The organism is Paenibacillus sp. FSL H7-0690 (assembly GCF_037980415.1).
GTDB lineage: Bacteria > Bacillota > Bacilli > Paenibacillales > Paenibacillaceae > Paenibacillus_AQ > Paenibacillus_AQ odorifer.
Genome location: NZ_CP150281.1, coordinates 6,502,894 through 6,517,746 on the forward strand (window position 1 = coordinate 6,502,894; position 14,853 = coordinate 6,517,746).

13 protein-coding genes and 1 riboswitch are annotated in these 14,853 nt (G+C 46.2%); all 13 genes read right to left on the minus strand.

Annotation, left to right across the window (positions count from 1 at the left end; translation table 11 throughout):
• Window positions 1-33: 33 nt before the first annotated feature.
• The 13 genes from upp to MHI32_RS28745 all read right to left on the minus strand — a co-directional run bounded on the left by upp (window position 34) and on the right by MHI32_RS28745 (window position 14,735).
• Window positions 34-663, minus strand: coding sequence for a uracil phosphoribosyltransferase (gene upp / locus MHI32_RS28685; protein WP_036681583.1), 630 nt, complete (start codon window positions 661-663; stop codon window positions 34-36).
• A 422-nt stretch (window positions 664-1,085) separates the two neighbouring features.
• Window positions 1,086-2,333, minus strand: a complete 1,248-nt coding sequence (gene glyA / locus MHI32_RS28690) for a serine hydroxymethyltransferase (protein WP_038573642.1) — start codon at window positions 2,331-2,333, stop codon at window positions 1,086-1,088.
• A gap of 115 nt (window positions 2,334-2,448) precedes the next feature.
• Window positions 2,449-3,033 carry a TIGR01440 family protein gene (locus MHI32_RS28695; RefSeq protein WP_076099682.1) on the minus strand — a complete coding sequence of 195 codons (585 nt, stop codon included), beginning with the start codon at window positions 3,031-3,033 and terminating at the stop codon, window positions 2,449-2,451.
• 74 nt (window positions 3,034-3,107) lie between these two features.
• A riboswitch (ZMP/ZTP riboswitch) is annotated at window positions 3,108-3,190 on the minus strand.
• A 48-nt stretch (window positions 3,191-3,238) separates the two neighbouring features.
• Entirely contained in the window at window positions 3,239-3,826 is a 588-nt protein-coding gene (locus tag MHI32_RS28700) for a low molecular weight protein arginine phosphatase (protein ID WP_339188774.1), read from the minus strand.
• Window positions 3,827-3,871: 45 nt separating this feature from the next.
• Complete coding sequence (locus MHI32_RS28705) at window positions 3,872-4,444, minus strand: manganese efflux pump MntP family protein (protein WP_038573646.1); 573 nt, start codon at window positions 4,442-4,444, stop codon at window positions 3,872-3,874.
• A gap of 104 nt (window positions 4,445-4,548) precedes the next feature.
• On the minus strand, window positions 4,549-5,910 hold the full coding sequence (locus tag MHI32_RS28710) for an L-threonylcarbamoyladenylate synthase (protein WP_076124346.1): 1,362 nt from the start codon (window positions 5,908-5,910) through the stop codon (window positions 4,549-4,551).
• Window positions 5,911-6,015: 105 nt separating this feature from the next.
• Complete coding sequence (spoIIR, locus tag MHI32_RS28715; protein ID WP_081382511.1) at window positions 6,016-6,774, minus strand: stage II sporulation protein R; 759 nt, start codon at window positions 6,772-6,774, stop codon at window positions 6,016-6,018.
• Window positions 6,775-6,857: 83 nt separating this feature from the next.
• Window positions 6,858-8,045 carry an FtsW/RodA/SpoVE family cell cycle protein gene (locus MHI32_RS28720; protein WP_076123936.1) on the minus strand — a complete coding sequence of 396 codons (1,188 nt, stop codon included), beginning with the start codon at window positions 8,043-8,045 and terminating at the stop codon, window positions 6,858-6,860.
• A gap of 531 nt (window positions 8,046-8,576) precedes the next feature.
• Window positions 8,577-9,761, minus strand: coding sequence for an FtsW/RodA/SpoVE family cell cycle protein (locus tag MHI32_RS28725; RefSeq protein WP_076123938.1), 1,185 nt, complete (start codon window positions 9,759-9,761; stop codon window positions 8,577-8,579).
• A gap of 140 nt (window positions 9,762-9,901) precedes the next feature.
• A complete protein-coding gene (gene prmC, locus MHI32_RS28730) occupies window positions 9,902-10,831 on the minus strand; it encodes a peptide chain release factor N(5)-glutamine methyltransferase (protein ID WP_340012781.1) in 930 nt (309 codons plus the stop codon).
• Window positions 10,832-10,856: 25 nt separating this feature from the next.
• Complete coding sequence (gene prfA, locus MHI32_RS28735) at window positions 10,857-11,933, minus strand: peptide chain release factor 1 (RefSeq protein ID WP_036681601.1); 1,077 nt, start codon at window positions 11,931-11,933, stop codon at window positions 10,857-10,859.
• Between the two features lie 233 nt (window positions 11,934-12,166).
• Window positions 12,167-13,267, minus strand: coding sequence for a redox-regulated ATPase YchF (gene ychF / locus MHI32_RS28740; RefSeq protein WP_036681604.1), 1,101 nt, complete (start codon window positions 13,265-13,267; stop codon window positions 12,167-12,169).
• Between the two features lie 100 nt (window positions 13,268-13,367).
• Window positions 13,368-14,735 carry a S41 family peptidase gene (locus MHI32_RS28745; protein ID WP_340011515.1) on the minus strand — a complete coding sequence of 456 codons (1,368 nt, stop codon included), beginning with the start codon at window positions 14,733-14,735 and terminating at the stop codon, window positions 13,368-13,370.
• Window positions 14,736-14,853 lie beyond the last annotated feature (118 nt).

A 14,853-nucleotide genomic window follows, 5' to 3' on the forward strand; every position in this document is an offset into this window, starting at 1 on the left:
CTCGCATTACTATACTTAATACTTAATTACTTATTACTTGGTTCCATAAAGACGGTCACCAGCATCACCAAGACCTGGCACGATGTAACCATGTTCATTCAAATGATCATCAAGCGCTGCTACATAAATATCAACATCCGGATGAGCTTCCTGAACTGCAGCAACACCTTCTGGCGCTGCAATCAAGTTCATCATTTTGATCTGTGTACAACCACGGTTCTTCAGTGAGGTAATCGCAGCAATTGCGGATCCGCCTGTAGCAAGCATCGGGTCAATTACTATCAACTCACGTTCCTGTACATCCGTTGGAAGCTTGATATAATACTCCACTGGTTGAAGAGTGTCTGGATCACGGAAAAGCCCTACATGTCCTACTTTAGCCGCAGGTAGAAGCTTCAGTACACCTTCAAGCATACCTAAACCCGCACGAAGAATAGGAATAAGCCCCAGCATTCTTCCCGAAATCACTTTGCTTTCCGTCTCAGTGACCGGTGTTTGTACCGTAATGGTCTCTAGTGGAATATCACGTGTAATCTCATAAGCCATCAATGTGGCAACTTCGTCAACATGTTCTCTGAAATCCTTCGTGTTTGTTCTAACGTCGCGAATAAATGTTAGTTTGTGTTGAATTAAAGGATGATCGCAAATCACCAATTTTCCCATTTACTGTCCCTCCGGTAATTGTAAGTCTTGTCTATAGCCATAGAAAGCGCTTTGCTTCTCAGTGGCTAAATCCTGTCTATTATAGCACTCCCGCCGCTGCATTTCACCTCAGAATGGTACTTGAACTCACATTGAACATATTCCTTTGTATTTCCTTGTTTTTAAAGGTAATGATTGGCTTAATTAGGAAACCAATCACTTATAAAACCTAGATTATGTTGTGCAACTTTGGCTTTTTCATACTATTCACATTATTTTCACTAATTTTATTGAAAGTTCCATGAACTTTCATGATTAATTTCATTCAATTTCATCTATTACCTACAGTGATATTTGTGAACAATATGCAACAAAAAAGCCTCCATCAAACCCGGAAGAGGGTATGGATGGAGGCAGAATCATTTCTTATTAGAAGCAAAGATTTAGTATTTCAACTCTGGATAAAGAGGGTATTGGTCAGTCAACTCAGCCACTTGACGCGCAGATTCTGCCAAGTTTGCCTCATCCTTCGGATTCTTTAGAACATTAGCAATGATACGTCCAATAGTGACCATCGCCTGCTCGTCCATACCACGGGATGTGACTGCAGGTGTACCAATACGAATACCACTTGTTACGAAAGGACTTGTAGGATCAAATGGAATTGCGTTTTTATTCACAGTAATCCCGATGGAATCTAGTACTTTTTCCGCATCTTTTCCGGTAATGTTCAGATTACGGGTATCCAGCAGCATCAAGTGGTTATCTGTACCTCCGGATACAATGTTAACCCCTTCGCTGATCAACGTTTCTGCAAGAACATTAGCGTTCTTCACTACATTTTGAGCATAAGTCTTAAAGGATGGCTGCAATGCTTCACCAAATGCGACTGCTTTTGAAGCAATTACATGCATCAGAGGTCCACCTTGGGAACCAGGGAATACCGCTTTATCAATAGCAGCTGCCCATGGCTGTCTGCACATAATCATACCTCCGCGGGGACCGCGCAAAGTCTTATGCGTAGTAGTTGTAACGAAATGAGCATGAGGAACCGGGCTCGGATGAAGACCAGCAGCAACCAATCCTGCGATATGGGCCATATCTACCATAAATAGCGCACCCACATCATTGGCGATAGCGCCAAGTTTTTCGAAATCAATAATACGCGGATAGGCACTAGCACCAGCCACAATCATTTTTGGACGGTGCTTGAAGGCTGCTTTACGTACTTCATCATAATCAATTAGGAAAGTATCTTCTTGTACTCCATAAGCAACGAAGTTATAAAGCAATCCAGAAGCATTAACTGGGCTACCATGTGTCAAATGACCACCGTGCGCCAAATTCATTCCAAGAACGGTGTCGCCAGGCTTAAGTGCAGCCAGATAAACTGCCATATTTGCTTGAGCGCCGGAATGTGGTTGTACGTTGACATGATCCGCGCCAAACAATTCTTTTGCACGATCACGAGCAAGGTTCTCAACGATATCTACATCTTCACAGCCACCATAATAACGTTTGCCTGGATAACCTTCTGCATATTTGTTCGTAAGCACGGAGCCCATAGCTTCCATTACGGCTTCGCTAACGATATTCTCTGAGGCAATAAGCTCAATGTTGGCACGCTGACGTTTCAGTTCCAGTTCCATCGCTTCCAGTACTGCCGGGTCACTCTTACGCAATTGTTCCATGTTCTTATTTCCTCCCTAGTGTGTGTAGATATGTTGTATTTAAGTAGAAACGATTTGCCCGCCATAAAGAGACTTAGGTCTACGTTTCTGCAAAAAATATAAAAACTAAAGTTCGTTAATCACAAAACTGTGAACCACTTTGTTCTGGAGCACGATATACCGCACGTTCCCCGCCAATTAGTGGGGGTCTGGTCCATGCCGCATTCACTCTGGCTGCTCCAATGTATCGTAGAGTCGGACGGAAAGGAACGGCTACCCGCCGTAAATGCATTCCTATCAGTGTCTCGCCAATATCTAAACCAGCATGAGCTTCTATCGTTTCCGCCAAAACAGGATCTTTCATAGCGTGATAAGCAGCCGTAGCCATCGAACCTCCAGCACCTCGTATAGGTACAGCTGATACTTCCTTCAGACCAAGTGACTCTAGCAGAGAGCGTTCCATGACAAGTGCACGATTTAAATGCTCGCAGCACTGATACACCGGATGAAATCCTTTTTCCGCTGCTACTAAACGAACACCTTCAAGCAGTTGTTCTGCAACTTCAAGTGCACCACCAGTTCCAATCCGGACACCAGCAACCTCACTTGTGCTCACTCCGACGACAACAATTTTGCCTGACCCAAGGTTACCAGCCTCCGCCAACTCCCTTAACACAGTGACGGTGGCTTCAGTTAATGATAGCTCCACTACTTCGTCCATCACTCTACCTCCTCAAACTTCAAACAAGCTTATTTTAAACAAAAAAGAGCAGTCCGCAGGTAGCTGCGGATTTGCTCTTTTGCCCAGGCGACCGGCCGTTTATTCCGATGCTCCATCGTGGTTTGATCCACATTTGTCGCCAGTTACATCGGAACCGATTATTTGTAACTTCATCTTAAAGCAAAGTGAACTGAAAATCAACCATTTACAAATGGCGGAAGGTTTCCAGCTTATCCAGCAAACTGAATAGCGCAGTGCGAATCTCAGCAGCAGTTAGCTCATAGTCCTCACGCGTGCCACCAAATGGATCAGAAATATCGAAGCTCGGAATACGCTGGCGAATCTCAATCATCCGCTGCAGATCCGTTGCATTCGGTTCACCACCAAGGGCTAAGCTCAACTCCGCATCTGCGTAAAGGCTGTCCAATTCCTTGATATCTTCCGTCACCGTATCTTCATCATGCACGTATTCCTTCAATGTATAGGTTTTCGTTACAGCATCCGGAAAATACTGCAGCAAATGCTGCTTATGCCCACCCGTCAAGGTCAGCACAAGGTCGGCCCAAGCGACAGCTTGACCTGTCAATTGTGACGACTCCATTGAATCATGAATTCCTTCTTCCTGCAGTATAGCTGCAGCATGTCTTGATATAGAAGTACCGGAAATGGCGGATACACCTGCAGACCGCACTTCCAGGTCGATTCCACGTTCCTTCGCGAGCTTTCGTAAAAGCCCCTCAGCCATAGGACTTCGGCATGTATTCCCGGTGCAGACGAATAAAATATGCAGCATGTTTTGCACCCCCATGAAATTAAATATTCTAATGCCGTTATTGTATCAAAAGATGAATAGCAAGCCAAACCCCAGAAGTATTGCACCGCCTAGCGCTTCTCCATAATCCCCGAGACCACGACTGACATGCCGTCCAATTAGCAACCCTAGAATCGACATTAGTCCCCCGCAAGCACCGAAGGCTAAGATGGTCAAAAGTACTCCATTCACAAACATCCCCAGTGATACACCCACGGAGAAAGAGTCAATACTGACACTGAGCGAAAGAAGTATCATCCCCCACAAGGTTCGATGATCCATAGCTCGTGAGCTTCCTGTATCCGGACGAAAGGAGTTGTACACCATATGCCCGCCCAAAAGAACTAGAAGACCTCCAGCAGCATAAGTCGTTACTTGACCTAACAGGTGTCCGACATAACTTCCTGTCAATAAACCCAGGAGAGGCATCAGCATATGAAAAACAGCAATGAGCAGACTCATTTGCAGAACATGCAGCAGACGAATACCTTTCATCCCGATCCCTACACCGAGCGAAAAGGCATCCATCCCTAATGCAACCGCCATTATAGTAATGGTAACAATCTGCCCCCATTCGGTATATACATCTCCTAAGCCCATGCTTAACCCCCCAAGTCCGAAATATCTTGTACAACAACGATATGCGGACAAGGGGGTATTCATGACTTCATATGGGAGTCATATACGAAAAAGCAATGCCGTGGTTATCCGGCGTCGATGACAGATCCGCCGGCGGCTTTCATAAGCCGGTTCATGATTGCAGCGCCGAGGCCGGTATACGGGCAAGCCTCGGCTAAGATGTAAGTCGCTCCCGCTTCATCGAAGCACCGCAAGGCGGCATATAGGGAGCGAGCCCCTTCCTCCGGCGAGGATAACGAGCCGAGGGAAAGAACACAGGCGGCAGGGTCGGCGGGATAAAGGGCCTTATGCTCATCGAAGAGGAGCAAGCCCGTGACCTCGCCGTTTAGCTGCGCCGCCTGAAGTTGACTTGCGGCTTCATCCGCCACGCGCTGCGGGGAAGAGCCGCGCACTACACCAAGCCAGCCGCGCGGTGCGTAGTGCGTGTACTTCATGCCCGGCGCGCGCGGCGCCGAAATATCGCCAGCAGCATCCGCACCATGCTGCTCAATAGATGCGGAAGCCCTTTCGAAAGGCTCACGATTGTTAACATTCAGGCAATCCGCTGAAGATTGCGCGGTAGTTGCTTTAGCTGTGATTGGCTCAGCAGTACTGAAATCAATAACAGAGTTTGTCGTCCCCGAATCAGCCAAGACAGTAGCGGTTGCGGTAGCGGCAGCAGTTGTCTCAGCATTACCGGGCTCTGAGCTTACAGCTTCTGCTCCCACCACTGCAGCCAATTGTTCCGAAGTAATCCCGCCGGGGCGCAGCACAGCAACTTTTCCGTCAGGCTGTACCTGCACGACTGTTGACTCTAGTCCAACTCCAGCAGCACCACCATCAAGGACGCCATCAATGTATCCAGCCAAATCTTCCATCACATGCGAAGCTAATGTCGGGCTCGGGCGACCCGAACGATTAGCACTGGGCGCCGCAACTGGACAACCTGCGGCACTTATCAGTGCTAGAGCTACCGGATGATCCGGCATCCGCACACCAACCGTATCCAAACCCGCCGTCACACAGGGCGACAGTACACCTTCACGAACAGGAAGCACAACTGTCAGCGGACCAGGCCAATAAGCTGCCATCAACGCCGCCGCCTTAGGATGCACCTCTGCAACAAGCTCGTCCAAAGCTGCCGTATCCGCAATATGCACAATTAACGGATTGTCAGAGGGCCGTCCTTTTGCCGCAAAAACAGCCTCAACTGCCGCCGTATTTCGGGCATCCGCCCCTAGCCCGTAGACGGTTTCGGTTGTAAAAGCCACGGTTCCGCCTTCACGAAGCATTGTTGCTGCCTCCGCTATCGCCAGCTTGTCAGCTTCATTCGGCTGAAATACCTCAGAGTTCGTTCCCTCAGCGGAATTCAACTTCCAGTATACAGTCTCATCTCTATTTCCACTCCGCCGCTGAACGGCGAATAAAGGATTATTGTGTTCATTCATTCTCATCACAGGCTTTCTAGAAGATATAATTTAGCTTAGCAAAAAAACGGCCCCTGTAGGGAGCCGTGATAGATCTGCTTATAAAATAGTAACACATCTGGGGTCTTACGACCATAATCCACTGATCCAGTTCCAAAGGTTTTGCAGCAGCTCCCAGACGAAGAACCGTACCTCTGGCTCAGCAGCAGTTTCTCCTGATGAAGCACTTCCTGCCGAGGAATCAGCCTGCACTGTTTTTGCAGCTGCTGATTTCACCTTAGCACTGTTATCCGCACCAGCAGCGGACACTGTTTTTGTACCTTTGTCAGCAGCAGGTGCTGCCGCATCTCCAGAGCCTGCATCGATAAAGCAAAGCGGAGGAAACAGTACACACCACCAATTTTGCCCCTTGCCCGCACCAAGTGTGACCCGAACAGCTTCATACTCCCCAGCAGGATAGACGGTGCCACCGTATAATTTGGTTGGAAAAGGGACTACGCCCAGCTCCACTTTATAGGAATATTCAATGCCCCGTTTCTCCAGCTCTGATCCAACCAACGCGTTAAGCTCCGGCAGATGATTTCTAATCAGAGCACGTGCCTGCTCCAAGCTCTGTGGATCCTCAAGAGCGGATACCCACTGGTTCATTTGCTCCACAATTTTATCGCGAATTTGCCGTTTCACCAGCTGATCTTGCGCTCCGTCAGAATTAGCTAGAATACGTAACCGGATAGATTCTTGGGGAATAGATACTTCAGCTACTGCAGCATCGGTTTTTTGACCTTCCCAAGCCATCATGAGGACCATAAAAAAACAAATTAAAATGGCAGTATACTTAAAAGTTACACGTAAGGAATCTCTTTTATCCATATGATTATCGTTCATTTGTTGCAGCCCCTCTCCTCTTAACTCTCATGCTAGTAGTATGCCCGGAGATAAGAGACTGCAAACCTATGAATCTATTAAAATTATAACTTCAATGCCAGCTCCTTATGCAGCTGCAAATCTTCCTCTACATCCTGCCCATAAAGATGCACGCTCATCACGACCCCCATGCTGGCCATATTAATCAGAAGAGACGTGCCTCCATAACTGATAAACGGAAGTGTTATTCCTGTCAACGGCATCAGGCCGATAAAAGCTCCAACATTCTCAAGAATTTGATACAACAGCATAGCCGTAATTCCAATGATTAGAAATGGTCCGCTACGCTCCTTACTCTCGAGAGCAATCAATATCATCCGATGCAGCAAAATAAAAAAGAGCAAGAGCAGTAGCGCAGACCCCACAAATCCAAACTCCTCGGCAATCTGCACGAATATCGCATCCGAATAGGTATATGGGACACGATTATTCTGCACAGAGCTGCCCTGCATATATCCCTCTCCACTCATTCCCCCGGAGGCTATAGCTATTTTGGCATTTTTCGTGTGATAGCTTGCCTTATCTGTCGCTAAATCAGGTACCAGCCAAGGGTCAAACCGCTCCACTAAATGATCCTTACCAATGCCTTCAAAAAATTTGACTGCCTCATCATGATAGTTTATGTAGCTCAAAATCCCAGCAAGGCCGATCCCACCCACTATAAGCAAACCGATGAGTGCATGCGACAATTTGATATTCCCGATCCATAGAAGCCCAATCAATATTACGATGTAGCTAAGGGCATTTCCCAAATCATTTTGCATAATGACTATACCAAATGGAATGAACGTAAGAATGGTGAGAGGAACAATCCCTTTCCAGAAGGTTAAGGTAGACCCTTGTTTTCGAATTAAGATCGATGATAAAAAAAGAATCAATACCAATTTAAACAGCTCGGCAGGCTGAAACCTAAGTCCACCGATCTCAAGTCCCAATTGAGCACCGTTCTCTACTTTACCAATAAAACTAACCGACACTAACAAGACTAAGCCCAAGAGATAAATATAAAGTGCATGTTTAACAAATATCTTAAAGTCCACAAAAGCGAGCACAATAAAAACTACAAAACCTAAAATATAGTATTTAAGCATTTGTAAATGAAATCCATCCAATTTCATCGGAGGCGTTATTCTTCCATTGGTTACACTGTATATTGAAAAAATACTAATCACCATCAGCATAATCAGAACAGTAACGATTACCTTATCAATCCTTTTGAACTTTTGAAGCATCTGCAAGCCCCTTACTCTGTTAAGGTTTCAACTCTCCTCTCTCAGGGAAAGTCGTTCCTTTCTATTGTAGAACATTCGTGAATATAATTCCAAATTTATGTAGCCAATCTATAAAATATCTTTCTATTAAAATTACACTCAGACGTGATTTTACTCTATGATCCAAACCTAACGGACTCCGTAGACTTTATTTATGGATTTATTGCTTCACGGGAACTTTTGCGGACTCCAGAGTCGTTATTACTTGCCATTTTGCAGTAAATCCAGTCTTTTTGATCAAATAACGTCTTTGCGGTCCGATACTATCCAATACGTAGTTAATATTCGAGTATAAGCGCATCTGAGTCCGAGTCAGGATACAAATACGAATATGATACAAATGCAAATACAAATACGAATTGCTTCCAGCCTGCTTACCTGAAACGGTCCGTATTATATTACACCAATCCGACGAAGCCGTCCTCCATCAAAAAGAACCGCCAGCACCCCTATTAAACAATAAGGACCTGACGGTTCTATTTTATTTCGTAGTTACACCTGTTTGGCAGCTGCATAAGGAGTAGGTTTAGGAAAATCCTCTTCCACTTCTTGCCCGTGCAGACGTACACTCATTACCAAACCAATGCTGGCCATGTTGATAAGCAGTGATGTACCCCCGAAGCTGATGAAAGGTAACGTAATACCAGTCAATGGCATCAAGCCGATAAATGCGCCGATATTCTCAAAAATCTGATACAACATCATCGCGACAACACCGACAATCAGGAAAGGGCCAGCTCTATCCCTAGACTCCAGCGCAATCAGAATCATCCGGTGAATCAAAATAAAGTACAGCAGCAACACAAACGCCGAACCTACAAACCCAAATTCTTCGGCAATCTGCACAAAGATAGAATCTGAATACGTATATGGCACCCGATCCGTCTGAACGGAGCTGCCGTTCATGTAGCCTTCGCCACTCATTCCACCTGATGCAATCGCCAGCTTGGCGTTTTTAGTATGATAAAGGGCTTTGGCTGTTGCCTTGTCTGGAACAAGCCAAGGATCAAAACGTTCAATCCAGTGAGATCGTCCAATATCCGTAAGAAAGGTTTTAATTTCATCATGATAATGGATATAACTCATAATTCCCGCAATCGCAGAACTAGCCACGATGACCAGCCCGATTAATGCATGCGTGTATTTAATATTGCCAATCCACAACAGACCCGCAAGAATCACAACGTAAGACAAGGCATTCCCAAGGTCATTTTGGGTAAGGACAATAAGGAACGGAAACAAGGTCAGAAGGCCGAGCGGCACAACATCCCGCCAGAACAGAAGCTTACTCTTATTCTTGCGGACAAGCATGGCTGCCAGAAAAAGAATTAATATCAGCTTGAACAGCTCTGCAGGCTGCAGACTCAGGCCCCCCGGCAGGGTCAACCAGCCTTGCGCATTATTTTTGGTCTCGCCCAAAAAGCTGACGAGCACCAGCATCCCTATCCCAAACAGATAAATATATATCGCATATTTCACTAATATTCTGTAATCCAAAAAGGTCATTCCAATAAAAGCTACAAAACCAATAGCATAATACATCATCATACGAATATGATGTCCGTCCAGCTTCTCTCTTCCATGAGTAACGCTATATATGGCGAAGATGCTGACCACCATGAGTAATAACAGAACGACTACAATAGCACCATCAATCTTTTTAATCTTCTGAAGCACGCTCTGCCTCCCTACTCTATATCTGGGCTTTCTTTATGATCCCCTAAGAAATCCTGCTAAATTCTATTGTAAAGGAAGTCGGATTGAAAATACAATTTCTCTACTCCGGACAAAATGAACCCTCTGCATAGCAGGCAATATTATCTCGTTATGCCTAGCACATGACGCGGGATTCCAGCCAGATCATTAATGGTGATAATCTCGGTCCAATGGCCCGCTGCCGCAAGGAGTGCAGCGACTTGCTCAGCTTGACCGAAGCCAAGCTCAAAGCCGATCAGGCGCGGCGGTGCCGGGAGCAGCGTCAGCTGCTCCATCATGCGGCGGTACGGGTCCAGCCCGTCCGCTCCGCCATCCAGCGCAGTGCGCGGCTCATGGTCGCGCACCTCACGCTGCAGCCCGGCGATATCCTCGCCGGGGATGTATGGCGGGTTGGAGACGAGAATATCCGTCTCCATCCCCGCGAACGGCTCGAGCAGATCGCCGAGCCGAAAATCCACAGCTGTGCCATTGCGCAAAGCGTTGCGCTCGGCCACAGCCAGAGCCGCCGGCGAAATATCGCCGGCGCAGACCCGCCACGCCGGCGCTTCCGCCGCCAACGTGACGGAGATCGCACCGCTGCCGGCGCCGATATCGACGGCGGCCAGCGGTCTTGCGGCGCGCACGTCCCCCGCGCCGCCCGCGCTATCCAGCGCCGCTTCGCCCGGCGTTACAACGCCGTCCGGCCAAAGCTCCGCGCCGTAACGTAAAATCGCCTCGACAAGCAGCTCCGTCTCCGGCCGCGGAATAAGCACGTCAGGCGTCACCTCAAAAGGCCGCCCGTAGAATTCTTGCTCGCCGATGATATACTGCACCGGCTCACCAGCGCCCCTGCGGGTAACTCCCGCCTCAAATGCTTCCTTAACCGCAGCTGGAAAAGGATCTGCCAGCGCCATGTAATAAGCTGCACCAGACAGTCCAAGCACATGCTCCAGCAGCAATTGTGCACTGCGCTGCGGTTCATTGCAGCCGCTCCGGCTCAAAAAAGAAGAAGCCTCCGCAAAGGCTTCCCGGATGCTTTTGACTTCCGACATGACATATACGCCATCGTTCAAAGCATTATTCTCCATTATCCATATTATCCATCAAGTCAGCTTGTTCAGCGATTGAAAGGGCTGAGATAATTTCAGTGATTTCTCCGTTCATAACCTGCTCCAAACGGTGCAGTGTCAGGCCAATACGATGGTCTGTAACCCGGCTCTGTGGGAAGTTATACGTCCGAATGCGCTCACTACGGTCCCCCGTACCTACTTTGCTCTTCCGTTCACCGGCATACTTCGCTTCTTCTTCCTGCCGTTTCATATCAGAGATACGGGCACGAAGCACTTGCAGCGCTTTTTCTTTATTGGAGTTCTGTGACTTACCGTCCTGACAGGTAGCAACGATGCCTGTAGGTACATGGGTTACACGTACTGCAGACTTGGTCGTATTTACAGACTGTCCGCCTGCACCACTAGAACAGAAGGTATCCACGCGAATATCTTTATCATGGATCTCGATCTCAAAAGCCTCAGCTTCCGGCATCACAGACACCGTAGAAGTAGAGGTGTGAATACGACCTCCGGATTCGGTCGCTGGGATACGTTGTACGCGATGCGCACCACTTTCGTATTTCAGCTTACTGTATGCACCACGGCCGTTAATAAGGAAGATTACCTCTTTGAATCCACCAAGATCACTCGCGTTAACATCCATTAACTCAACGCGCCATCCTTGTGCATCAGCATAACGAGTGTACATCCGGTAAAGATCTGAAGCGAACAATGCTGCTTCATCTCCACCCGCTGCACCACGAATTTCAACGATTACGTTCTTATCATCATTCGGGTCTTTAGGCAGCAGCAATACGCGGATTCTCTCTTCCAGTTCCACTTGACGTTTGGAAAGGTCATCAATTTCCATCTTGACCATTTCTTTCATCTCATCATCAAGCTTTTCGCCTTGCATCTGCTTAGCAGCTTCAAGCTCTTCCATTACACTCTTATATTCAGTATACGCCTCAAATGCGGGCTGTAGGTCTGATTGTTCTTTGGAATAGTCCCTCAGTTTCTTACTGTCGTTTGCAACATCCGGATCACAAAGCAGTTCACTGAGCTTCTCATAGCGGTCCGCCAGGGATTGCAATCGGTCCAACAAGGGAATTCACCTCTCCTGATTCAATTTCAAATTCGCAAATATAACATCAAATTTGTACTGTCATAAAAATAGATATACGACTTTATATTATACCAAAGATATTGTGAAATGGCTACAGTTCCGTACGCACAATACCTTAATAAAAAGCTTATATTTTTAAAAAGGATCATCCCAGCAATAGAAACTCCCACTGCTCGAGATGACCCCTTTATCATTCGTACACTTAAACCTTCTTAAACGTTAAAACGGAAATGCATTACGTCGCCGTCTTGCACCAAATATTCTTTACCTTCAAGACGTAGTTGACCACGTTCCTTCGCACCGTTCATGGAACCAGCTGCCACAAGATCCGCGTAAGCCACTACTTCAGCACGGATAAATCCGCGTTCGAAATCTGTATGAATCACACCGGCAGCTCCAGGTGCCTTGGTGCCGCGGCGAATCGTCCACGCCCGAACTTCCTGAACGCCTGCTGTGAAATACGTATACAAGCCAAGCAGTTTATAAGCCGCTTTAATCAACCGGTTAAGGCCGGATTCTTCCAGTCCCAGCTCTTCCAGGAACATAGCTTTATCTTCGCCTTCAAGCTCAGCAATTTCTGCTTCCACCTTAGCACTGATCGGAACCACTTCTGCACCTTCAGTAGCTGCAAAATCGCGAACTTGCTGTACATAAGGATTGTCCTCAGCACTTGCCACTTCATCTTCACTTACATTCGCCGCATACAGCACTGGCTTCAATGTTAACAGATGAAGATCGCGGATAATAAGCTTCTCGTCATCAGACAATTCTATACTGCGTGCAGGTTTATCTTCGTAGAGCACTTCTTTGACGCGTTCTAGCAGTTCAACTTCTTGAGCGTATTTCTTGTCGCCGCCTTTGATATTCTTACGGGAACGCTCAATCCGCTTCTCAATGCTCTCAATATCAGCAAGAATCAGCTCCAGATTAATGGTCTGGATGTCGCTGATCGGATTTACTTTTCCATCAACGTGGGTAACGTTCTCATCTTCAAAACAACGAACCACATGCACGATAGCATCTACTTCACGGATATGGGCCAGGAACTTGTTGCCTAGTCCTTCTCCTTTACTCGCACCACGCACGAGACCCGCAATATCAACAAATTCAAAAGCAGTAGGTACGGTCTTGTTCGGCTGTACCAGCTCAGTCAGTTTATCAAGACGTTCATCTGGAACTTCAACAACACCAACGTTAGGGTCAATGGTACAAAAAGGGTAGTTAGCGGATTCTGCTCCCGCTTGCGTTATCGCATTAAACAATGTGGATTTTCCTACGTTAGGAAGTCCGACGATTCCAGCTTTCAAAGCCATTTATATGACAACTCCTATTTTCAGCTAAATTGATCATCCGAATAAGCTATACGATCTAAACCATTATATATTAGAACATATTCGCCAGCAACACCGGATGTCAAGCAGATGTGTCCGAACGCGCAAGCTCTAATACCTTTTTTATCGCCGGCTGGTCCAGTAATGGCTTAGATTTATCTGGATCAACCTCCACATCAGGCACAGTCTTTACCTCTTCATTACAACTTCCATCAGAATTCAGACCCATTTCAAAGGAAAACCTGAATACATAACCGCTATTTGGCAATGCAACAACAAGCGGATCTATCCCTAGTCCATCCCCACCTGTCCTGCCGCCTACAACCGTTGCAAACCCGGTGCCTTTTGCAAAGGCTGCAAGACCTTCCGCTGATGAATACACAGAGCTATCTACCAGCAAATAGATTTTCCCTTTAAATCCAACAGATTTATTAGGAGTTACTACATCATTTATTTTTCTATATGTCTTGAACATCTTTAAAGCCTCAGATGGCAGATTAGGCAGTTGCTCATCTTTGATGCCGGAAATAGGTTGTTGCCCGGCTGTGATCTGACGTGCCTGCATAAAAGTCTCCGCATATTTGCCTCTTGTATAAAGGAAGTAAGTATTATATTCGATAGTTTTATTAATCAACAGAGGAACAATATGAATTCTCCAATAATTACTGTTTCCTCCGCCATTTCCGCGGATATCTAATATTAAGGTCTTATAGTCCTTTACCTCTATTAAAAAATCATGGATCTCGGAGCTGTCCATCTCCATGAGACTCCCGTCAAAGCTTTGCATGCCGAGATAAGCGATTCGATCGGGCTCTATAATGACTTTTTTTACATTCCCAGAAGTCTTTTTTGTTACATCTCCTACTCCATCTCCACCATTATGCATATCATTATTGAGTTCATTAGAGCTTTGCTGCTCCGCTAAAGGTTTCTGGTTGTAACGGGCCAATACGTTAGGCTGTTGAACCACGTCGATCCAAGGTTCATAACCAAAACCTGCTTGAACATAGGTATGTAGATACCAAGGATATTCCTCCTTGGATATAAAATTCGTATGCCCATTGTTTAATCTGCTAAGGACAAATCTCATTCGTCTCAAAAACTCATCATCCGATTTCACGGCTGCTATTTTATTGCGGTATTCCTCTTTTTTAGCAAGCCAATCCTCTCCATTGAGACGTTTATTCACCTCTAGGAAAGGATAGTTCTCCTCAATAATCTTCCACATATAATCAAAATCCTCTAGCCTTTTTTCTACTGTCAATGAAGGCAACGCTACTTTCGATTGTTCTTCAACTACAGCTGAAGAGGCTAGCGGTGCAACCGGACTTGCCTGGACTTGCTCAGACTCAGATTTCTTCTTTCCTGGTAAATCGCCACTGTTGCAGCTAACCAGTAATAGTAATACTACTGCGGAAACAACCACCCACGATACAGTCCTTGGCCTCACCTTAATCCCCCCTTTTCTCTCTTTATGACTTAATCCATTTTCAGGAAGTTATTTTTTAATCATATTTTCCTAATCATCCTAAATCAAATATATTTATCACAATTATTTACATAATAAT